The sequence below is a fragment of the Niallia sp. FSL W8-0177 genome, from assembly GCF_038006285.1.
GTDB classification, from domain to species: domain Bacteria; phylum Bacillota; class Bacilli; order Bacillales; family Cytobacillaceae; genus Niallia; species Niallia circulans_A.
The window spans coordinates 952,144-974,762 of record NZ_JBBOUX010000001.1 but is presented as its reverse complement, the minus strand read 5'-3'; the positions used below and the strand labels follow the sequence as shown (position 1 = coordinate 974,762).

The following is a 22,619-nucleotide window of genomic DNA, read 5'->3' as shown; positions in this document are numbered from 1 at the left end:
ATGAAAAAAATGACTAGTTTATTAGGAGCAATCACTCTTACCTTAGGGTTAGCTGCCTGTGGTTCTAACAGCGCAGACGATCCGAATGCCACAATTGGTGAAAAAGTTGATTATGAAATTATCGGTATCGATCCTGGTGCAGGTATAATGAAAGCAGCTAATAAGGCGATTAGCGACTATGACTTAAAGGATTGGAAATTGGTAGAAGGTTCAAGCGCAGCAATGACGGCTACTCTAAAAAAAGCGTATGACAAAAAAGAACCAATTATCATAACAGGCTGGACTCCACATTGGATGTTCACTGCATATGATTTAAAATACTTGGAAGATCCAAAGGGCTCTTTTGGTGAAAATGAGAATATTCATTCCATTGCGCGTAACGGATTAAAAGAAGATATGCCTGAAGCATATCAGGTACTAGATAATTTCCACTGGACAACAGATGACATGGGTGTTGTTATGATGGATATCTATGATGGCGAAGATCCTGAAAAAGCCGCTGAAAAATGGATAAAAGATAACGCTGATAAAGTTAGTGAATGGACAAAAGGCGTGAGCAAAGTAGACGGAGACAAAATTAAAATCGGTTATGTAGCATGGGATAGTGAAATTGCAAGTACCAATGTTATCGGCAAAGTTTTAACAGATTTAGGTTATAAGGTAACATTAAGTCAAGTTGAAGCAGGTCCAATGTGGACTGGTGTAGCAGATGGCAGCCTAGATGCACATATTGCAGGTTGGTTACCAATTACGCATGAAGATTATGCAAACAAATTCAAAGGTCAATTCGAAGACCTAGGACCTAACTTAGAAGGAACAAAACTAGGTCTTGTTGTACCAAGCTATATGAAAGATATTAATTCAATTGAAGATTTAAAAGAAAAAGAGTAACACCAAAAGACTCATCTGAAATTTATTTCAGATGAGTCTTTTTTTCTTTATTCTGTTTTATTACTTAAATTATCATTTAACTCATTAATACTCTGACGAATATTTCCTTTGCCTGATAAATTTTCAAGTAATTCTTTTACATCGATTCCAGCAGATGCCTTTAATGATTCTTGCATTGTTGACATTAAGTTTGTTGCATAGCCTGTCACTTTATTTGCTCCACCGTTGCTGCCATCACTTCCAGTATCCACAACCGTAATCTTATCGATATTAGCTAATGGACTAGCCACTTGTTTTGCGTATTCAGGTAACATATCAAGTACCATATCCAAGATTGCCGCTTGACCATATTGTGCATATGCTTCGGCAATTTTGCGTTTTGCTTCCGCTTCAGCCAAACCTTTTAAGCGGATAATTTCTGCTTCTGTTTCCCCTTTTGCTTTTTCTGCTTCCGCTTTTGCTAAACCATCTACTCGCACTTTTTCTGCTTCCGCTTTTGCTTGTGATTCAATTCGATATTGGTTCGCATCCGCTTCGGCAATTTCACGGCGTTTATTCGCTTCGGCAGCCTGCTCCATTGCATAACGATCTGCATCTGCTTTCTTTTTAACCTCTGAATCATACTGCTTTTCTCTTCTTAAAATCTCTTTTTCTTCCAACTCAATTTGTTTCTGTCTTTCAATGATCTTAATTTGCATTTCTTGCTCAGTAACTTCTTGCTTAGATCGAGCGCTTTCTAAATCATATGCTTGGTCAGCACGTGCTTTTGCAACATCTTGCTCTCTTCTATAATCAGCAATTTTCATTTGATTTTCTTTTTCTGCTTCGGCAATCTCTGTTGCTCTTTCTAATTCTGCCTTTTTAGCATCTTTATCTGCTTCGGCTTTTTTGATTCTTGTTTCTTTATCTGCCTCAGCTGTTGCGATATCTGCATCGCGTTTAACTTGGGCAATTCTTGGTTTACCAAGCGATTCTAAGTATCCGTTTTTATCTCTGACATCTTTAATCGTGAAGGATACAATGACTAGACCCATTTTTGCTAAGTCATGAGAAGCAACCCTTTGGACCTCTTGCGAAAACTTATCTCGATTTTTATAAATTTCTTCGACTGTCATACTACCTAAAATAGAGCGTAAATGGCCTTCTAATACTTCTCTTGCTTCATTTTCACGATCTTGTTTTGTTTTTCCTAGAAACTGTTCAGCTGCAGTGGCAATTTCACCAATAGAACCACCAATTTTAATAATAGCTGTGCCGTCTGCCATAACTGGAACGCCTTGTTCTGTATATACTTCTGGTGTTGAAACATCTAATTTACTAGATAATAAACTCAGAGGTTCTGATTGCTGGAAAACCGGGAGAATAAATGTCCCTCCGCCCCTAATAATTTTAATTTTATTTCCTGATTCATCGACATGAACATTTTTAGAACCTAAATAACTACCTGTTACAATTAGTGCTTCATCTGGTCCTGCAGTCTTATATTTCGCCATAAAAATACTAATAAGTGCGATTAATAAAAATGCTACAATTCCTATTACAATATAAATCTCAATTGCCATTCATTTTTCCTCCTTTTGTTTGCTTTACTATATGCCATCCTTGCGAACAACATAAGCAACATTTTCTTTAATTTCTACTATAACCGTTTCTTCGCCAAATCCAATTTCTTCGTTATAAAAGCTTGCTGCAGTTTTTGAGATATTTCCACTGATGCTTTCGATCAATATTTCTCCATAGCCATCCTGCGGAATTGCTGTAATGACTTTGCCAATTCTTCCCTTAAGTGATTCATCGCTATAAACTAATGATTCTTCTGCATTAGCAAGAGGAATAAAAACAAAAAAGTGTAAGCAGCTAGAAATAATAAGTGCGATTATTGCTGAAATGGAAAGAATAATGAAGCTATTGATAGAAGAATACTTCTCCATAAGATAACCACTTGCTGATAATATCGTAAAAAAAGCAAGGATTAAAGTAGGATTAAATACACCCACGTCTCCACCAAATAAGTCTGATAGTAATAAGGTTAATATGACACATATTCCCGAACCAATTAAAACAGTTAAATAAATGGAGGGAAGATCAAAGCCGAATAATTCCATACACATCATTCACTTTCTAAAAATTTAATTTTGTTATGTATTCACTAAAATCAGACCTCCTTCATTTTAGTACTTACCATACATACGACTTAGACGAAGAAAGGTTTCAGGAATTTTTAGAAAAAATCTAAATTATACTTATATTGTATGAACTGGCATACAGAAATAAAGAACTAATACCCTTTTTTAGCATCAGCTTATCAAGCATGCAAAAAAATCATTCTTCCATTAATATTTCGTCATCTTTAAGAATTTGTTTCATATCATAGTTTAAGGGGAATTTCATCTATATCAACGAAATATTTTGTATATACCATTGTTACCGTTTGAGCAATAAAACTTTATGAAAAGGTGATATTGTGGAAGAGCATATGAAACGTACAGATAAACATGAGGAAATTGAAAATAAAAATAGGATAGGTAAAAAAGTGATGTATTTTTTAGGCTCTATCTTACTGCTTACCACAATTTTCGGAGGTTATATATTTTCAGATAGATATTTTGCTAGTGAGCCCAAAACAGGAACAGAAGAATATGGAGACAAAGTAGTCATTACCTTGCCAAACGGAAAAAAAGTATTTACTTATGAAAATCTAATTGTAGAAGAGGATGGCAAACTTCTTTATAAAGGAGAACGTAATACAATCGATTTATCAGGAGGAGTTGTTGTCTATGAAAACTGGGAAGACTAATCAAACTTATTTTTATGGAATATCGTCATCAATCTCTCTCTTACAACCAAATAGGATAGTACTAAAAAGCTGCCAAAAAAAATGATCAATATTTGGCAGCTTCTTTATATATGTATCTTCTCTTTTTTCTGATCAAAAGTTAAAGGAGGCTTATTTTTTGTAATCCGTAAGCTAGTCCCCCATCATCTACATGCTTTGTAACAAATTTTGCATATGGCTTAATATCTTTATGGGCATTCCCCATAGCTATTCCCATTCCTACATACGAAAGCATTTCTTTATCATTTAATCCATCTCCAAATGCTACAGCTTCCTTTGGATCGATATTTAGTATGTTTAAAATTTGTGCAATCCCAGCTGCTTTTGACCCACCTGTTGGAATAACATCCATGGATAAAGGATGCCAACGAACAAAATGTATATTGGAAAACGCTTCTTCATATACCTTTTCTTCGCTTTCCTCACAAAAAAGCAAGCATTGATAGATATCAGCTTCCTTCCAAAAATCTTTTCGATAAGAAGGTGCCTTTAATTTTAATGATTGAAATGATTCAATAATATGTGCATGCTCCTTATGATTAGCGCAGCCTTCCTTGCTCCCTTGAAAAACGATTGGATGATTATTTTTTAAGGCAGTATTTTCTAGCATTTCTAGTATCTCCATTGGGATTGGTTTTTTATAAACTTCCTCTTTTTCATGGACAACATATGAGCCATTAAAAGAAATAAAAGACGATAAACCAAGCTCCTCTAAAATATGAGAAAAGAAATAAGGTGCTCTTCCAGTTGCTAAAACAATTGGGATATTCCGCTTCTTTAATTCCTTAATGGCTGCTTTCGCGTCACTAGGAATTTGTTTCTCTTCATTTACTAATGTACCATCAATATCAATAAATACAATTTTATATGCCAAAATTCTTTCTCCTTTATTATTTCTTTATTAATGAGCTACTTCTGGCTAATAGTGGTCTTTCATTATTCCAAATGACTTCTACCGGTAACGAAAAAAAGCTGCTCATGTTCTTGCTGGTTAATACTTCCTTTGTATATCCTGAGATAAATTCCTCTCCCTTTTTCAACAGAAAGGTATGGGAAAACACTGGTAATATTTCCTCAACATGATGTGTAACGTAAATGATGCTACTATTTTCAGATACCAAACTAGAAATGGTATCTAATAATTGTTCTCTTGCTAAAAAATCTAAGCCTGTAGCAGGTTCATCTAAAATAATTAGTTCGGGATTTACCATTAGCGCTCTTCCGATTAATACTCTTTGTCTCTCTCCTTGTGATAAACTACTATATGGTCTATCTGCATAATCCAAGCTACCTAGCTTCTCCATTATTTCAATTGCCTTGTTTCTAATTTCCGTTGTTGGTGACTCATATAATCCAATCGAAGCATATGCGCCGCTAAGTACAATTTCAAATGCGCTATCTGACGCATATAAATTTTGTTGTAGCCGGTTGGATACTAGTCCAATCTTTCGCCTTAGCGCTCCTCCTAACTCTGACTTCCCAAACACTTTTCCTAATACTTCCATTTCCCCAACTGTCGGATGATAATACGCACAAATCATATTTAACAAAGCTGTCTTTCCGGCCCCATTTAGACCATACAGAATCCAATTTTCTCCTTTTTTAATCTCCCAATTAATATTTTTCAGTATCCACTGACCATTTCTTTTTAAGCCAACCTCTTCTATTTTAACAACCATACTAATCCCCCTATCTCCTCTACATTTTACTAAAAATTCATATAATTTGTACAGAATGAGGAATCAAAGAAATTTGTATTTTTCATTGCTCATATTACAAAGAAGAAAGATAATGAAAAAGACTTGACCCTTAATCAAAATAGATTCATTCTGATTAAGGGTCAAATCTTTATGTGGTACATACATTAAATTAATAACCCCATATTCAGTTACCACCGAATGTGTAAACGCTTTAATTTGATGACAAAAAAATAACTGGAGATAGACCCTCATAAATGAGGGTCATGGGTAAAAAATTAACCAACTAATCCTTCTTTTTTAAGGACAGCTTCTACACCATCAACTGCTTCTACTTCATCTTCACCAGTTGCAGAAATAGTAATTTCTCCACCTTTAGGTACACCTAGTGACATTACGCCCATAATAGACTTTAAGTTCACAGATTTCCCTTTGAAAGAGATTTGCATATCTGATTTGAACTTGCTAGCAGTGCTAACTAATAATGTTGCTGGTCTTGCATGAATACCAGTTTCATCAATTACTGTAAATGTTTTTTCGCTCATTGTTATACCTCCAAAGAAAAAATTGTCTTACCCTACTATTTTAGCTGATTTTAGGACTTAATACTAACTTTTTTTTTCATCTTTTTCAGTTTTAAGCTTTCTATTTGTGTAACTCTCGATATTTTTTCATTTATTAGACAAATTTTCTACCCCATTACCCTCTGCTTTTTTACACTTTTTATGAATTCTCTAAAAATCTGATTCATTTTATCATTAGTAGACGCCATTGATTCTGGATGCCATTGAATCCCTAGTAAAAAGTTAGGATAGCTCTTATGCTCAACAGCTTCTATTACACCATCGCTACTAGTGGCAACTATTTCTAAGCCTGCTGCTAAACCATCAATAGCTTGATGATGAAGGCTATTTACTCTTGTTTTTGTTTCGCCAATTATATTTGCTAACTTACTTTTTTCTTCAATAGAAATAAAATGGGTGTCTAAATTTCTATTCACAGATTGAGTATGTTTAATACTATCTTTTATTTGCGAAGGAATATCTTGTATTAATGTTCCTCCTAAAGCAACATTTAAAATTTGAATTCCTCTACAAATTGCAAGTATTGGTTTATTCGTTTCCATCGCCCTTTTAATTATTTGTATTTCCACTTTATCACGCAAAATAATGGTGTCCCCTATATTTTGATGTGGATCTTCTCCAAATAAACTCGGATCTACATCCTCTCCTCCACTCAAAATCACAGCATCACAAAGATCCACCATTTCTCTTGCCAGGTCCTCCTCTACAAACGGCAAGATAACTGGCAATCCTCCATTGACTGCAACGGATTTTTGATAATCATGATGCACATATGTGCCTTCCATAAATTTATTTTTAAATACGTATGCACCTGTTATCCCTATTACCGGTTTACTCAACGCTCTCCATCCCCTGACACTATTTAATTTTTTCAATATTAACAATATTAAAAAGGAAATAAAAGAGCTTGTCAATTAACTTTCTATAAATAAAAGCAGAAAAAACAGCTACATAACGATCATCGGTCTACCGTTTTAGCTGTTTTTATCGTTTATGTTATTGTTATAAGTGTAAATAGTATCTTCCTCTTACCAAATGACTTTCCAATTATGATTACAAGTCGCAGGTACGACCTTTCTCTCCATAATATAATTAGCTATTAATTCAGAAGCGTCAAATTGAATTTCACGGATAACAGGCTTATTTTTGAACATAAAGAAATCTCCACCGCCTCCTGCTCGATAATTATTCATTACTACTTCATATACACCTTCCTCGTCTATTGGCGCCCCCTCAAAATCTAACTGAACAACTCTCTGTCCAATTGGCTTAGTTAGATCGAGTGTGTATTCAATTCCTTCCCACATATCGTAGTTGTAGTGCTGGGGTTTAGGATAAACAAACGAAGGATTGACAATCGGCTCTCCCTCGTCATTTAAAGCAAAATATTTTGCACTTTGTTCGAGCGCACGACGAATATCCTTTCCAGTTAGAGCAAGCACTTTAAATGTATTAGGATAAATATAATTGGATACAATATCTCTCATTGTTACATTGGGCTTAAATCCCGGTGATTCGTTATTAAAAAGTGCAGTATTACTGATTTTCACTTGCGCTGCATCCATTTGTACTTTATTAATAAATTCGATAAGCGCGCTGTCCTTTAAGCGAATTTGCATCGGATCTGTTACTAACATTTCCCCATCAATATAGCCAATCGGCGTATCTAACCATTCCTGTGTCCATTCCTCATTTTCCTTTACTAATAATAGAATATCCTCATCAGCTTCTACTTCAGCAACAGATAATAGTTCAGAGCTTTTCTCGATTACTTCGCCTTTATCATCTAGTAATAATGTTATTTTTCCTACATACTTTCCATTATTGCTTGGTTGAATAATTTCTGTTCCATTGATATTACCGGTTAATTCTCTATGTTGATGCCCTGTTAAAAGTACATCTACCCCGTCAATTTGTTTACAAATGGTATATCCTTGATTCTCTCTAGTCAATACTTCGGATGGCTCACCAGTTTCAGGATCCCTTTCAAATCCTCCATGATAAGAGATAACAAGAACATCTGGCTGCTCTTCCTTCTTAATCAGCTCTACCCATTCTTTTGCACTGTCATATGCATCATTAAATTGCAGTCCTCTGATATTCTGAGGATTTTCCCAATTGGGAATGTAATGGGTTGTTATACCTAGAATAGCAATCTTAAAACCATTTATTCTCTTAATTACATAAGGAATTCCTAAAAATGGTGTTTTCGTTTTTACATCGACAATATTTGCAGACAACCAAGGGAAATTTGATTCCTTTACTGCGGATTTTAAAATATCTAAGCCATAATTAAATTCATGATTTCCAATAACAGCTGCATCATACTTTAATTCATTTAATATCGTTATCATTGGATTTTTTTTATCTGCTAAAAAATTCGCATAATGGTAGGTTAACGGCGTGCCCTGTATTAAATCACCATTATCAATTACAATGGTATGTACATTCTTTGCTCTTTCATTCCTTATTATAGAAGCAATTTTACCAAGACCAACATCTGCAGGGGCATTATTCCCATAATTCAATGGAAAAACATTTCCATGTACATCACTTGTTAATAATATAGTTACTTCTGTATTCAAGATTTCATCTCCAGTATCTAAATTTCCAATTTTTACGAATAAAGTAGTATAATCGAAGCTGCGTTTTATTCCTCCATTAAGCAAGTTCATTATAACAAGTTCATTCTACCTTAACTACCTATAATTTCTTTTCTTTCTCCTCTAACTCTCTTTTTCTTAAACCTATTAAAAGTTTTTTAGTACTTCTTTACAATAAATTTGCAATTCTTAACATTATTCCCACTTTAATTATGACAAATCTATTATATATTTTTACAAGTAACACATTAATAACTTCGGAGGTCTAAAAATGTTAAAAAAATTTGCTACGCTCGGACTTTCCCTTGCTTTAACTGCAGGGATACTATCAGCTTGTGGATCGGAAGAAAAAACTACAAGCAATACAGATGGATATGACCCAAAGGAATTAACAGTACAATTCGTGCCATCTTCTAATGCAGATACTTTAGAAGCAAAAGCTAAACCGTTGGAAGGTTTACTATCTAAAGAGCTAGGGATACCTGTTAAAGTGAGTGTTTCTACTAACTATAACACGATTATCGAAGCAATGGATTCACAGAAAATTGATGTTGGTTTTTTACCTCCTACAGCATATGTCCTTGCCCATGATAAAGGTTCTGCTGATGTTATTCTGCAAGCACAACGCTTTGGAATTAACGACGATGGCAGTGAAAATGATGAATTAGTAGATTTTTATAAAAGCCTTTTTATTGTGAAGGCAGATTCTGATATTAAAACAGTAGCTGATTTAAAAGGGAAAAAAATCGCAACGCAAGATGTTACCTCATCTGCTGGTTATGTTTGGCCTGTTGGTAAACTAATGGAAAATGATATTAATGTTCCTGGAGATGTTGAAACAGTTACGGTCAAAGGACATGACCAAGCCGTTATTGCTCTATTAAATGGTGATGTTGATGCGGCTGTCATCTTCCAAGATGCTCGTAATATTGTGAAAGCAGATTACCCAACTGTTTTTGAAGATACAAAAGTACTTGAGTATACAGAAGATATTCCAAATGACACAATCTCTGTTCGCTCTGATATGAGTGATAAATGGAGAAAGAAACTTCAAGAAGCTTTCATTGCAATAGGAAAAAGTGAGGAAGGACATCAAATCATTCGAGATATCTATACACATGAAGGATATGTCGTATCAGATGATAGTAAATTTGATATCGTCCGTGAATATAACGAAAAAGTAGCAGAATAATATTTTTTGCCAACCATTTAAATTTTAAATGGTTGACTTTTTTCTAGTAAGTGTCGGATTATTATATCTTTATTCCGACTTTTACTAGAAAAAAGAAGTCTCTCTATATAAATCTGATTTCTTTTTCAATTTTTATTAGAAAGTTGGTAAAAAATTGATAGAGTTTAAAAAAGTAACTAAAATTTATCCAAATGGAACTAAAGGATTAAATGACATTAATATTACGATTAACAAAGGAGAATTTGTTGTCATTGTTGGTCTTTCTGGCGCAGGAAAATCTACTTTCCTCCGCTCCATTAACCGGCTTCATGAAATAAGCGCAGGAAATATTGTCATTAATGGTCAATCTATTACCGCAGCGAAGGGTTCTGAATTAAGAAAAATACGTAGAAATATCGGAATGATTTTTCAAAATTTTAATCTTATCAAGCGTTCAACTGTTCTTCGCAATGTACTATCCGGCCGGGTTGGTTATCACGGTACCTTAAGAACTATTCTAGGCTTTTTCCCGAAACAGGATATAGATCTTTGTCTTCTGGCATTAGATCGAGTCAATATATTGGAAAAGGTATATTCGCGTGCAGATGAACTCTCTGGAGGCCAGCAGCAGCGTGTTTCAATTGCACGCGCATTAGCACAAGAAGCAGAAATCATCTTAGCAGACGAGCCAGTAGCTTCTCTTGATCCTTTAACTACTAAACAAGTTATGGATGATTTGAAACGAATTAATGTAGAAGATGGTATTACAACCATCGTCAATTTGCACTTCATTGACCTTGCTCGGCAATATGCGACACGAATTATTGGTCTTCGTGCAGGTGAGGTAGTATTTGACGGCCCCGTAGAAGAGGCGACCGATGAAGTGTTTAAAATAATATATGGACGTGAAATAAAAAAAGATGAATTACTAGGGGAATCGATATGAATGAGAAAGCAATAAAACAACCCTTATTAAATAGGCCCACTCCTCCAGCGAAAAACAAATTGATACTAACCATCTTGCTTCTTCTTGTTTTATTATGGTGGAGCGCTTATAAAACAGATGCGAGCCTTACCGAATTAATTCAAGGCTTTCCCAATATATTTGATGTACTCTTACAAATGGTTCCACCAGATTGGAAATATTTCCAAAAAATTATGGAACCATTATTAGTGACAATACGAATGGCCGTAATCGGAACTACTTTTGGCGCTATAATAGCCATTCCTCTTGCTATTTTTTGCGCTAGTAATATTGTACGCTCCGCATTTATTTTTTATCCATTTCGAATGATCTTAAATTTGATTAGAACTATTCCGGACCTATTACTTGCTTCCATCTTTGTTGCTATATTCGGGATTGGATCATTGCCAGGAATTATCGCACTAATTATTTTCTCTATTGGGTTGATCGCAAAGCTTTTATATGAAGCGATTGAATCTATTGATTCTGGCCCCCTAGAAGGAATGACTGCTGTAGGTGCTAACAAAATACAATGGATTTTTTTTGGTATTGTTCCTCAGGTTACTGCTTCTTTTACTTCCTATGTATTATATACATTTGAGGTAAATGTACGTGCAGCAGCAATACTAGGATTAGTTGGTGCCGGTGGAATTGGTGAATATTATGATCGCACACTTAATTTTTTACAATATGATAGAGCTTCTTCTATTATCATTCTTACTTTACTAGTTGTTTTAATTATCGATTATTGTAGTACAAAACTACGGGAGAAACTGTTATGAGTGAAACAATAAAAACAATCACAAAGCCAAAAAAGAAATCTTTTAGAAATATTACCCTATTCGTCTTGTTAATCCTTATATATATATGGGCTTTTTCTGATATACCGGTTACTTCCATTAAGGATAGTTCAGCACAGATTTCTCAGGCCATCTTCACAGGCATTTTTCATCCAGATTGGGAATATGTATATTTGCCAGATGGCGAGGATTTATTACGTGGTCTGCTTGATACATTAGCAATTGCCATATTAGGTACCTTTATATCAGCATTTCTTTGTATTCCCTTTGCATTCTGGGCTGCTAATAATATGAGCAAAGGAAAAACAATCGCGAGCACAGGGAAGTTTGTATTAAGTTTCGTACGGACATTTCCTGAAATTATCATGGCTATTTTATTTATTAAAGCAGTTGGTCCTGGATCATTTGCTGGAATACTAGCATTAGGGCTACATTCCATAGGGATGTTAGGAAAATTATTTTCAGAAGAAATTGAAAATCTAGATATGGGACCAACAGAGAGCTTGCTAGCAGCCGGTGGTACAAGATTGCAAGTCTTATGGTTTGCAGTATTGCCGCAGGTTCTACCTGGTTTTTTATCCTATACCTTATATCGATTTGAGATAAATATTCGTTCTGCTGCCATTTTAGGTGTTATCGGTGCAGGAGGGATTGGAACACCACTTATTTTCGCACTCAGTACAAGAGATTGGGATCGAGTTGGTATCATCCTATTAGGGATTATTGTCATGGTAACCATAATTGATATAATAAGTGGATTTCTAAGAAGAAAGATTGCCTAGAAAAAAAAGTATATTTCAAATAAACACACATCAGCATTCTTTGATGTGTGTTTATTGTAGTAAATAACAAAATAGTACAAATTATCAATATATTTGTTACAATAGAATAATAAATTTTAAAAATAAAGGAGTGTTCTCCAAAATGAAAAAAAGAAAATTATTACTTACCCATTCTCTCCATTCTTCCCTTCTGAAAAAGATACAGTCCACATTTTCTGAATGGGAAATCATTCAAGCATTAAAACAAGATGATTGGCAAAAGCATTTGATTGATTCTGAAATCATTCTTGGTTGGAGAAGTAGTTTTGATTTAAAAACTATTATGGACAACGACCAGCTCAAATGGATTCAAACTTGGAGTGCAGGTGTGAATTCCCTTCCTTTAGAACAGTTAAGAAAAAAGAATATCGTTATTACAAGTGCAAATGGCGTACATGGCTACCCTATTTCAGAAACAATTTTTGCGCTCCTACTTGGTCTAACAAGAAATATTCATACATATGTACGAAATCAGCTTGAAAGAAAATGGGATGGAACCGACATTAAATTGGAAGCACACAAAAAAACGATCGGTATTATCGGTTTAGGAGCAATTGGGCTAGAAACAGCTAAAATTGCCAAGGCATTTGATATGCATGTTATCGGAGTAAGAAATTCACGTAAGCCAACCGATTATGTAGATGCGTTATATACATCTGAAGAGCTAAACGACGTCCTTCCTCTCTGTGATTATGTAGTAGTCACACTGCCGTTAACAGACGATACATATCAACTATTCCAAAAAGAGCAATTTCAACACATGAAAAACTCCGCCTTTTTTATTAACATTGGACGTGGAGAAATAGTCAAAGAGGATGATTTGGTCATCGCTTTAAAAAACGGAGAAATTTTAGGTGCGGGCTTAGATGTTTTTGAAAATGAACCATTGCAGCAGACAAGTCCACTATGGGATTTGGAAAATGTTATTATAACTCCCCACACTTCGGGCTCTACAGAACATTACAATAGCAGAGTAATAGAAGACATTTTCCTTCTTAATGCAAAGCATTATTTAAAAGAAAAAGATCTAGCAATTAATGTTGTGGATTACCAAAAAGGTTATTAATCCTAAATATAAAAAGAGGAGTTCGCTTAAAAAGCACTCCTCTTTTTATCATCCAACCTTTTTATAATTCTTCTGACTTGTCGCACGGCGAACCATCATATAAATCCTTTGACTTAAAAAGCCTACTAGCAAAATAACTACTAATAATAGAGTAATGGTTGCACCAGGAGGCGTTCCTAAATGATAAGATGAAAACAATCCTGTAAAGATACTAACAGCTGCTACTAAAATAGCCACGATAAATACCCATTTAAAGCCTTTTACTAATTTGATGGAAAAGGCAGATGGTAATACTAACAAAGCAGAAACCAATAGCACGCCGATTGTTGGGATAATTACTGAAATAGCGATACCAGTTAAAATACTAAATGCTATGGATAACATATTGGTATTAATGCCGCTAGTTGTTGCCGTATCTTGATCAAAAGTCATAATATACATCTGTCGCGTAAAGAAAACAAAAAATAGAAGAATAATTCCAGTAACAATTGCTAATATATTTACTTGCTGTTTGCTAATCGTAATAATACTTCCGAATAAATACTGATCCATGCTTGTCGTCATTCCGCCACTAGATAAACTCATGAGAAATAAAGCGAACGATAATCCAGCAGCCATTAGAATGGCAATCGATACTTCTGAATAAGTATGATATGCTCGTCGCATATATTCAATTCCAATTGCTCCAGCCATTACAACGAGGAGACTAGAAATTGTTACATTCGTTTGAAAGAAAAAACCAATTGCCACACCTGCTAATGATATATGTGACAATGTATCTGCCATCAATGCTTGTCTCCGCAGGACTAAATAAATTCCAATGATTGGTGCAATTATTGCAATGAGCCCACCTGCCCAAAATGCTCTTTGCATGAATTCAAGCTCAAACATCTCCATCCGCCTTTTTCTCCTTTCTCAATATGAATAATTTTATCTAAATAATCTTCTACTTCATCTTGATCATGTGTTACCATAACAACTGTTCTATTATGCTCATTTACTTGATGCTTCATAAATTCATAAAAGCCTTTCCTGCTATCTGCATCCATTCCTGTAGTCGGTTCATCTAAAACCAGCAAATCAGGTTCAGACGCTAGAATACGTGCAATTACAATCTTTTGCTTTTGTCCTCCTGATAACTCTCCAATTTTCTTATTTCGATAATCCCACATTCCAACCATTTCTAATGATTTCTTGACTGCTTCATGATCTACTTCCTTTAATCTTTCATACCATTTCTTACGTTGATATCTGCCTGATCGAACAAGTTCTATTACAGTACTTGGGAAGCCAACATTAAAAGAAGAAATTTGTTGAGGAACATAACCTACTGTTAATTTTTTTCCACTCGCATTTAACTTACTTATATTCACTTCTCCTGACCATGGCTTTAGTAGACCCAATAATAACTTTAATAAGGTAGATTTACTTGCGCCATTAGGTCCTGTAATCCCAACAAACTCCCCATATTCTAATTCAAATGATACATCCTCAAGAGCAGGAACATGTTCATAACCAAATGTAATTTTTGATACTGTCGCTAGTTTCATATAGTAATTACTCCTCTCCATTTGTTTATTTATAATCTTCCTTATCCATAACGCCTCTATAATCGTTTCTCTTTAAATTCTGTTTTAAATAAAGATAGGTTAGTTTTTTTGAAATATTTTTATCAAAGCACTTATTTGTTATTTCTTCATTTATCTAGCTTTAATAACTTTTGCGATTTGTGGCAATCTATTCTTGATTTATTGATATATTTCATTCTCGGAATGTTTCATGCAAAAACAGTCATTTCGTACTCATTACGATTTAAAGGCTAAAATATTTGTTCAAATAGAAAAAATTATAATTTAAACACTAGATAAACAGTTTTCATTTCTTTCCTTCTATAATACATGACACTTAATAATAGACTTTTCCTTGTTGAGTGTCAATATAAATCCAAACGATTCCGATTAAAAATTTTATAATAAAATTGTTTATTGGTCAAGAATTACTTCTTATATACCCGATTTCCCCCATTATTATAAGGATTCCAATGATTAATCAGCCTTATTATTATTCTGCTAATATTCATAATAAAATTATGATATGATGCATAAATTTTAAATACTGGGGTATATATTAAATATAATGAATCAGAATAAAAAGCATTACTTGATGAAATTTCATCAAGTAATGCTTTATAAAAACTAAAATATTAGAATCGAACAACTCTTCCATTAAATACAGTTTTCCAATATCCACTGTCCATAGATGCTATTGCAACACCAGTAGAGCTTTGAGAACCGATGAACTTGCCTCCACCAATGTAGATTCCAACATGACCATCCGTTTTATATGTGTTAAAGAATACTAGATCGCCTGGCTGCATATCACTTGTAGATACGCGAGTTCCAGCGTTTTTCAAAGCATCTGTACTTGCAGGAATACTATATCCAGCCTGTGAATAAGCCCAGCTAACAAAACCAGAGCAATCAAATAATCCGTTTGCTACATCAGATGCTGTTCTTCCTCCACCAAATTTATAAGTAGAATTACCAATATATTTATATCCTGCTGTAATAGCTTTTGATTTACTACCACTTGCTTTTACTGTTTTCTTTGAGCCTGATGTAGTTTTGTCAGAACTTGTTTTAGATTTATTAGAACTTGCGGAAGAAGAATTATTAGAACTTCCATTATCACTAGTTCCAACTGTTGTAGCAACTAATTGATTTAAGTTTTCTTGTTCTTTTTGTTGGATCATCTTTTTAATTTGTGGTTCTACAGATTGTAATGAACCATACTTTTCTTCCAATTTAGCTTTACGTTCTTTATTGTCTGCTTCTTTTGCTTTTAAATCATTTTTTGCTTGCTCATTTTTCTTCTTTTTATCTTGATTTTGCTTTTGCATTTCTTCAAGATCTAATTTTGTATTTTTCAATTCATCATACTTTTCTTTTACTTCGTTTTGCTTCGTTTCTAAATCTTTTTTATCCGCTTCATTGCTTGCGATTAAATCTTGATCTGCTTCCATGATTGTAGCTACAGCACCTACACGGTCAACAAACTCCTTAAAGCTAGCTGCACCGAATAAGACTTCAATATAATCAACGTTTCCTCCATTTTCTTGGAAGGTACGTGCTCTTTCTTTTAATACATCATTTCTTTTTTCAATTCTATCTTCTAATTCTTTTATCTTTTTCTCAAGGGTTGCAATTTCTTTTTCTGTTGTTTCCATCTTTGTTTTTGTTTCTTCAATAAGTGCTTTATTTTCCTCGATTGCCTTATCCACTCTTTTAATTTGTGCTTCTAGTTTCTTTAATTCTTCTTGCGTTTCTACAATCTTAATTTGAGCGTCTGAAATTTGGCCTTGTAAAGATTCCTTTTGTTGAACAATGCTAGGTGATTGATTCGCATGAGCATTTATTCCTGGTACAGCTAGGCTAGTCCCTAACCCAAGTAATATCGTTGTATTTAGTACCACTAGTTTCTTTTTTAACATTTCCATTTTCCCCCTGCACTTATCTAATGTAGAATTCTTATAATCTAATTGTCTATGTATTGTCTATATGTTTATGGTTGTAATTGGTAGAGAGACTCTTTTAATATAGTATTCTCTCTTCTATAAATCAAACGATAATCCCGCTTTCGACGAAAGTTCTTTATATAAAACATCTTTCGCCACAAATAGAAGTATAACATCATAATTTGTCATTTAAGTAATAGGAATATTACAATTGTGTTTCAAATGTCTTTTTTCTATCTTTGTTCACATTTTTTCCAAACTTTTTCCCTATACACTTCCATTAAATCCCTATTAAAATGCAGATTTAATAATTAACATATTGTACTAAGTCGTTCTTAATAGTAGTATTTTGTCGCATGATATCGACATTTTCTAACGTTTCTCGCCCTACTCTCCATTTCCAAAACACTAGACAACACATTACCAGACTACAGACTTATTATCTTTTTAGTTTAAATAATACATCTAACTGTATGGAACAACCGCCTCAAAAGGATGAATTCAAACTATATTTGCACTATGTTATATTAGTAATAGCTGTTTATTTTAGCTGCGGTTCTACAGAAATATTGCACTCTTTTAAACTGATATTATTTTGTCTTAAATCAGGATTTAATCTATCCAATTTTTACTTTTGATGAAATTGTAAATAGAAAAGTATCTGTCTAATCCAACTTGTGTTTAAAACAGAAAATCATTTGAAATCAGCTTGAAACTAACTAAAAAAGGAATTGATAATTATATGAAAAGAATAGTGGTCGTGGGCGGCGGAATACTTGGCGCTGCTACTGCTTTTGAATTAGCAAAGCGCGGGGCTGAAGTTATTGTCATCGATAGGGAAGATCGTGGACAAGCTACAAAAGCAGCTGCCGGAATTATTTGCCCTTGGAATTCCCAACGTAGAAACAAAAAATGGTATCTATTAGCTAGAGAAGGGGCAAAATACTATCCCACTCTTGTAAATGACTTACAAAACTATCGTCAGCTAAATACAGGCTATAAAAAAGTTGGTGCGCTTAGTCTGCATTCAGACATTACTAAATTGGAAGCTATGAAAGAAAGAACGTTAAAACGAAAAATAGATGCACCAGAAATTGGAGATATTGACATTCTTTCATCTTCAGAAGCTCAGTCTCTATTCCCTTTATTAGCTCCTGGATATGGGGCATTGCATATAAGTGGTGCAGCAAGAGTAAATGGCTGGTCATTACGAAACGCCCTCATGGAGGCAAGCAAACAATTAGGAGCAAGGTTTATCCATTCATCTTGTACCCTGTTGAAAGAGGGGCATGCAATTAAAGGGGTTACCCTTCGTGACAACACATCTATTTATGCAGATGAAGTAGTTATCGCTGCTGGTGTTTGGGCAAATGAATTGCTTGAGCCACTAAACTTAGCTTTTGACGTAAAAGCACAAAAGGGACAAATACTTCATATCCAATTAAAGGACATTCAATGTTCCAACTGGCCTGTAGTGATGCCACCACATGACCAGTACTTATTAACTTTAGAAAATAATACGATTGTAATTGGGGCAACACACGAAAATACAACCGAATTATCTCCCGATGTTACAATTGAAGGAATAAAAGAAATAATTGATAAAGCTCTACTGTTTGCACCAGGCATATCAGAAGGCATATGGAGTGAAGTAAAAGTAGGTTTCCGCCCATTCACAAACGATTTCCTTCCAGTATTCGGAAAAGTAAAGCATTATGAAGGGCTAACCCTTGCTAACGGCTTAGGTGCATCTGGCCTGACAATGGGACCATTTATTGGGCAACAGCTTGCTAAATTTCTTCTTCATTCTGAATCAGATATCGACTTTTCTCCCTATTCTATCGATAGTTCTATTCAAGAGCGATAGAATCAGGAATGGGTATAATGTACATTCGCTTTATTGTATTTCATTATCAAGCCTCAAACATGAAAACACTTAACGTTTTTCTGTATTACTAACGTTAAGTGTTTCTTTTATTGGGTATATTCTCTCATCTTTTTATTTACCTTACTAATCATAAATTCCCTAACTCACTTTCATACACTGCTTATTAAATACTATAGATCCATCTATTTCCCCATTTCGAATCCCAAATTCTTCATAAAAAAGAGTAAAACACGCCTTCATATTGGAAACTCACGAGAATAGATAGTAGTTTCTACATATGGTTCTTCAACCATAATCGTATTAAAATTGTTCTGTATTACGTTCACTTTCATTCTATGTAACGTTCATCTTCTTCTATTACTGAGAAGAAATGATAGATTGCAGAAGGAAAACTTTAGTTTGTGTTTTTATCCTATTACTTGTTAGAAAAGAAAACAAATAAATACTTCTTCTTTCAGTTATTTTGAAGCGAGGAATTTTTAAAATGGATAGAATTATAACGATTACTTAGGGGAATGGGTAAGTTAGGAAAGTAACAATTGCTGCAAAAAGATTATCGAATCAATTTTTTTCAAAAAGACAGTTCTTATAATTATATTTAATCCCTGAAAGTAATAAAGTTGCGGAATGGTCATAAATGCATCTGGGTAGTGTTTGGAAAGATTACAAACACTCTTTCCAAACACCATTAACTAGACTAATGATTTACCTTCTAATGTTTACAAATGGAAAATGTAGCTATCTATTTCCATTTATAAAACAATGAAACCGTTTATTTTTACTTTGTATTTACTTTATAAGTTGGAATCTCATAGTTTAATGTATAGGAACTTAACAGATTATATAAGTTATAAATTTGGCCCACTTGTTTAGTAGCCCAGCCTATATCGGAAGCATATTGATGCGTTGCATTTCCAGTTTTCTCAGCTGCATCAGGATTCCATCTCATTTTATATAAAGTATCTTGTCCAGCATTAACATAACCTTGGGCAATAAATTTGGCACCACCTATAATGGCTGCCTCTGGCGTAAACCATCCTGCATTATAAGCATATTGTGCACCGCTTGAAATGGCAGATCCATCATAGGCACCAATACCATACATGTTATACACAGTTTTACCGTTAACCTTGACACCATTTGCTAAAGTGGACGTTCCATTTCCAGTCTCTAAAAGTGCATGTGATATCAAGTAAATTTCATTAATTCCATAAGCATTAGCGGCAGTTACAAAGGCAGAAGCTTTTCCAGCTAAAATTCCTTTTCCAGCTAAAATCTTACTATCTACTTCTTTATCATCTACGTTTGCTTTTGCAGATAATTTTAGAAATTGCAGTGATTGTGTATCACTATTAATAAAATTGTCTGGATTAAGGTAGTAAGCAGTGTCTTCCTTACTAGCAGTAACCCATGATTGTGAATAATTCACTTTATACCAGTAGTAACCATCTGTTCCTTTGATTTTAGAAGTAATCGTTAATACTTGGCCACTAGTCAAGGTACTGACAACAGAATAATCGGTTCCAGCACCTCCGCGTAATCTCCAGCCATTTCCGATTACAGTACCCTTTGTTGAATCTGCTGTTTTAAAAGCAATCGCATCTTCTCTTATATATGTGTCATATTTTTTATCTGTTTGTGGATTCACACTTAATTGAATATTTGTCATTTCTTCTAGTGTGAGATTATAATTCACATAATTTTTATTAATCGTTGCATTAGCTGATCCATTGCCTTTGGTAGATAGATATTCTGTGCTGACATAGCCTTCTAAATTATTAACTTTTACTTTAGACCAACCATTTCCCTCCGCTTGTACAATAACCACGGTACCTGCTGGGAGCTTACTAAGAATCTTCCCACTTGTTGATGGTGTGGATCGCAAATTCAAACTAGAACCTGCTTGAACATTTACAATTTTTTCGATTCCAGTTGGTGTTTTTTCTGGCTGTTTCGCTTCGTTCTTGTCTGTTCCTTTATTTGGAGTAGATATACTTGTTAAGTATTCGCTACTTACATAGCCTTCTACTTTACTCGTTTTAATTTTGGACCAGCCGTTTTTTTCGGATAGTACCGTTACCACCGTACCCGCTGAAAGCTTTCCTTTGATCGATCCGCTTGTTGATGCAGTAGATCTTACATTTAAATTAGAACCCGCCTGAACGTTGACTTTCATTTCTTTTCCAGTTGGTGTTTTTTCTGGCTGTTTCGCTTCGTTCTTGTCTGTTCCTTTATCTGGAGTAGATATGCTTGTTAAGTATTCGCTGCTTACATAGCCTTCTGCTTTACTCGTTTTAATTTTGGACCAGCCGTTTTTCTCGGATAGTACTGTTACCACCGTACCCGCTGAAAGCTTTCCTTTGATCGATCCGCTTGTTGATGCAGTAGATCTTACATTTAAATTAGAACCCGCCTGAACGTTGACTTTCTTACTTACTAATGTTGGTGTATTACCGCTGTTCTTTTCAGTTGCTTTATTATTATTAGTTGTTGCTTCTGTAATTTTTTTCTCCGATAGATAACTACTACTTACATAGCCTGTTTTTCCAGATACAGTTACTTTATCCCATCCATTTGCACTCGACAGAACTTTTACCTCTGTTCCTCTAGAAAGTTTTGTTAAGATGGAACTATTCGTACTCGCTTCCTTTCTAACATTAAGGGAAGATTTTTTTTCAACATTGACATATTTCGCCGTTGTTTTTGCCGTTGCCTCTTTACTAGCGCTTGTTTTAGTTTCATCTTTCTTCTCTGTACTTGAAGTTCCCTTTTTCTCTGCTAGATATTGTGTTGCTACATATCCTTGTTTTCCATACGCTTCTACTTTCGACCAGCCATTGGATTCTGAATAAACCGTTACAGGTACATCTTTAGCCAATTTTACAATAATGGAAGCTGAATTGGACGGACTGTTTCTTAAATTTAAACTGGAACCAGTATCAACATTAACGTATTTAGTCACTTTTTGTTGCTTGTTTGAACTATTCGTTGTTTTCTTTTCCTCTGATTGTACAGCTTTTATGTATTGAGATGATACATATCCATTTATTCCATTTACTTTAATTTTTGCCCAGCCATTGGACTCTGAAATAACTTCGACTTTTGTATTGTTTTTAAGCTTTGTTACTACATTTGCTTTTGTCGAAGCTGACTCTCTTACATTTAAAGTAGAAGACGGATCAATAGAAACATATTTTACGAAACTCTCTTGCTTTGTTCTCAAATAACTTGATGATACATATCCAATCTTTCCATCCACATCCACTTTTGACCAGCCATTCGTTTCCGAAAGGACACTAACTTTTTCTCCTGCCTTTAAAGTGGTTACCACACTTGTACTGATTGATGGACCGACTCTTACATTCAATACCGATCCTTTATTCACTTCTACATACTTCGTAACGGAAGCTGCGTGAGCCTCATCCATAAAAAGTGGGGAAGATAATGCTGCTAGAAATATTCCAGGTACAACTACTTTTTTCACCACTACATACCTCCTAGATCTATTTGCTTAGTTCATTATTTGGTTATTCTTGAATCTATCATCTTGTTACTACTAAACTCTATTACCCCTATTATATATTCTTTAGTACCTATGATATTATCTATTATTCTACTAGTATATAATCCTATAGTCACGTTTTTTTTATTACACCCTTATTTATTAGGTCTAAGGTTTCATCCTAATACCAAATACACCTAGCACACCTAATCTAATAGTAACATTATTAACTAGAAATAAATAGTCATGAAGATTTAGATAAGACCACAAAAAACAAAAATA

The 22,619-nt window shown here is 34.3% G+C and carries 19 protein-coding genes; 8 read left to right on the top strand and 11 right to left on the bottom strand.

The annotated features are described in order from the left end of the window. Entirely contained in the window at window positions 1-891 is an 891-nt protein-coding gene (locus NST77_RS04620; protein ID WP_095328995.1) for a glycine betaine ABC transporter substrate-binding protein, read from the top strand. A 47-nt stretch (window positions 892-938) separates the two neighbouring features. On the opposite strand, the gene NST77_RS04615 is transcribed toward NST77_RS04620, so the two are convergent. Both NST77_RS04615 and NST77_RS04610 read right to left on the bottom strand, forming a co-directional pair. Continuing rightward, entirely contained in the window at window positions 939-2,453 is a 1,515-nt protein-coding gene (locus NST77_RS04615; protein ID WP_095328994.1) for a flotillin family protein, read from the bottom strand. A 27-nt stretch (window positions 2,454-2,480) separates the two neighbouring features. Further along, window positions 2,481-2,996 carry a hypothetical protein gene (locus tag NST77_RS04610; protein WP_095328993.1) on the bottom strand — a complete coding sequence of 172 codons (516 nt, stop codon included), beginning with the start codon at window positions 2,994-2,996 and terminating at the stop codon, window positions 2,481-2,483. 371 nt (window positions 2,997-3,367) lie between these two features. Between NST77_RS04610 and NST77_RS04605 the strand changes: the two genes are divergently transcribed. Next, on the top strand, window positions 3,368-3,688 hold the full coding sequence (locus tag NST77_RS04605) for a hypothetical protein (protein WP_095329003.1): 321 nt from the start codon (window positions 3,368-3,370) through the stop codon (window positions 3,686-3,688). Window positions 3,689-3,827: 139 nt separating this feature from the next. Here the strand turns inward: NST77_RS04605 and NST77_RS04600 are convergent, their stop codons facing one another. The 5 genes from NST77_RS04600 to NST77_RS04580 all read right to left on the bottom strand — a co-directional run bounded on the left by NST77_RS04600 (window position 3,828) and on the right by NST77_RS04580 (window position 8,683). Further along, complete coding sequence (locus NST77_RS04600) at window positions 3,828-4,601, bottom strand: Cof-type HAD-IIB family hydrolase (protein WP_095328992.1); 774 nt, start codon at window positions 4,599-4,601, stop codon at window positions 3,828-3,830. A 16-nt stretch (window positions 4,602-4,617) separates the two neighbouring features. After that, window positions 4,618-5,406, bottom strand: coding sequence for an ABC transporter ATP-binding protein (locus tag NST77_RS04595; protein ID WP_163188199.1), 789 nt, complete (start codon window positions 5,404-5,406; stop codon window positions 4,618-4,620). A 296-nt stretch (window positions 5,407-5,702) separates the two neighbouring features. Continuing rightward, window positions 5,703-5,969 carry a phosphocarrier protein HPr gene (locus NST77_RS04590; protein ID WP_016200885.1) on the bottom strand — a complete coding sequence of 89 codons (267 nt, stop codon included), beginning with the start codon at window positions 5,967-5,969 and terminating at the stop codon, window positions 5,703-5,705. Window positions 5,970-6,115: 146 nt separating this feature from the next. Beyond that, window positions 6,116-6,847, bottom strand: coding sequence for a gamma-glutamyl-gamma-aminobutyrate hydrolase family protein (locus NST77_RS04585; protein ID WP_095328990.1), 732 nt, complete (start codon window positions 6,845-6,847; stop codon window positions 6,116-6,118). A 189-nt stretch (window positions 6,848-7,036) separates the two neighbouring features. Beyond that, window positions 7,037-8,683, bottom strand: coding sequence for a bifunctional metallophosphatase/5'-nucleotidase (locus tag NST77_RS04580; protein ID WP_164463604.1), 1,647 nt, complete (start codon window positions 8,681-8,683; stop codon window positions 7,037-7,039). Between the two features lie 199 nt (window positions 8,684-8,882). Between NST77_RS04580 and NST77_RS04575 the strand changes: the two genes are divergently transcribed. The 5 genes from NST77_RS04575 to NST77_RS04555 all read left to right on the top strand — a co-directional run bounded on the left by NST77_RS04575 (window position 8,883) and on the right by NST77_RS04555 (window position 13,433). Then, complete coding sequence (locus tag NST77_RS04575) at window positions 8,883-9,803, top strand: phosphate/phosphite/phosphonate ABC transporter substrate-binding protein (RefSeq protein ID WP_123257381.1); 921 nt, start codon at window positions 8,883-8,885, stop codon at window positions 9,801-9,803. A 154-nt stretch (window positions 9,804-9,957) separates the two neighbouring features. Continuing rightward, entirely contained in the window at window positions 9,958-10,728 is a 771-nt protein-coding gene (phnC, locus tag NST77_RS04570; protein WP_095328988.1) for a phosphonate ABC transporter ATP-binding protein, read from the top strand. After that, window positions 10,725-11,528 (top strand): phosphonate ABC transporter, permease protein PhnE, encoded by an 804-nt coding sequence (phnE, locus tag NST77_RS04565; RefSeq protein ID WP_095328987.1) that lies wholly within the window; start codon window positions 10,725-10,727, stop codon window positions 11,526-11,528. Before phnC ends, phnE (NST77_RS04565) begins: the two co-directional genes overlap by 4 nt. Next, complete coding sequence (gene phnE / locus NST77_RS04560; RefSeq protein WP_095328986.1) at window positions 11,525-12,328, top strand: phosphonate ABC transporter, permease protein PhnE; 804 nt, start codon at window positions 11,525-11,527, stop codon at window positions 12,326-12,328. Before phnE (NST77_RS04565) ends, phnE (NST77_RS04560) begins: the two co-directional genes overlap by 4 nt. Before the next feature lie 142 nt (window positions 12,329-12,470). Continuing rightward, the gene (locus NST77_RS04555; RefSeq protein ID WP_163188201.1) at window positions 12,471-13,433 is read left to right on the top strand and encodes a D-2-hydroxyacid dehydrogenase; all 963 of its coding nucleotides are present in this window, start codon (window positions 12,471-12,473) and stop codon (window positions 13,431-13,433) included. 48 nt (window positions 13,434-13,481) lie between these two features. Here the strand turns inward: NST77_RS04555 and NST77_RS04550 are convergent, their stop codons facing one another. From NST77_RS04550 to NST77_RS04540, 3 genes are all read right to left on the bottom strand, one after another. Further along, the gene (locus NST77_RS04550) at window positions 13,482-14,330 is read right to left on the bottom strand and encodes a metal ABC transporter permease (protein ID WP_163188204.1); all 849 of its coding nucleotides are present in this window, start codon (window positions 14,328-14,330) and stop codon (window positions 13,482-13,484) included. Next, the gene (locus NST77_RS04545) at window positions 14,267-14,983 is read right to left on the bottom strand and encodes a metal ABC transporter ATP-binding protein (RefSeq protein ID WP_047942923.1); all 717 of its coding nucleotides are present in this window, start codon (window positions 14,981-14,983) and stop codon (window positions 14,267-14,269) included. The genes NST77_RS04550 and NST77_RS04545 overlap by 64 nt, the downstream gene beginning before the upstream one ends. Before the next feature lie 653 nt (window positions 14,984-15,636). Then, window positions 15,637-16,923, bottom strand: coding sequence for a C40 family peptidase (locus NST77_RS04540; protein WP_163188206.1), 1,287 nt, complete (start codon window positions 16,921-16,923; stop codon window positions 15,637-15,639). A gap of 766 nt (window positions 16,924-17,689) precedes the next feature. On the opposite strand from NST77_RS04540, the gene NST77_RS04535 reads away from it, so the two are divergent. Beyond that, window positions 17,690-18,814: an NAD(P)/FAD-dependent oxidoreductase gene (locus tag NST77_RS04535; protein ID WP_163188208.1), complete on the top strand. Its 1,125-nt coding sequence runs from the start codon at window positions 17,690-17,692 to the stop codon at window positions 18,812-18,814. A gap of 799 nt (window positions 18,815-19,613) precedes the next feature. Here NST77_RS04535 and NST77_RS04530 read toward each other — a convergent pair. Then, entirely contained in the window at window positions 19,614-22,319 is a 2,706-nt protein-coding gene (locus tag NST77_RS04530; protein ID WP_163188211.1) for an SH3 domain-containing protein, read from the bottom strand. Between the last annotated feature and the right edge of the window lie 300 nt (window positions 22,320-22,619).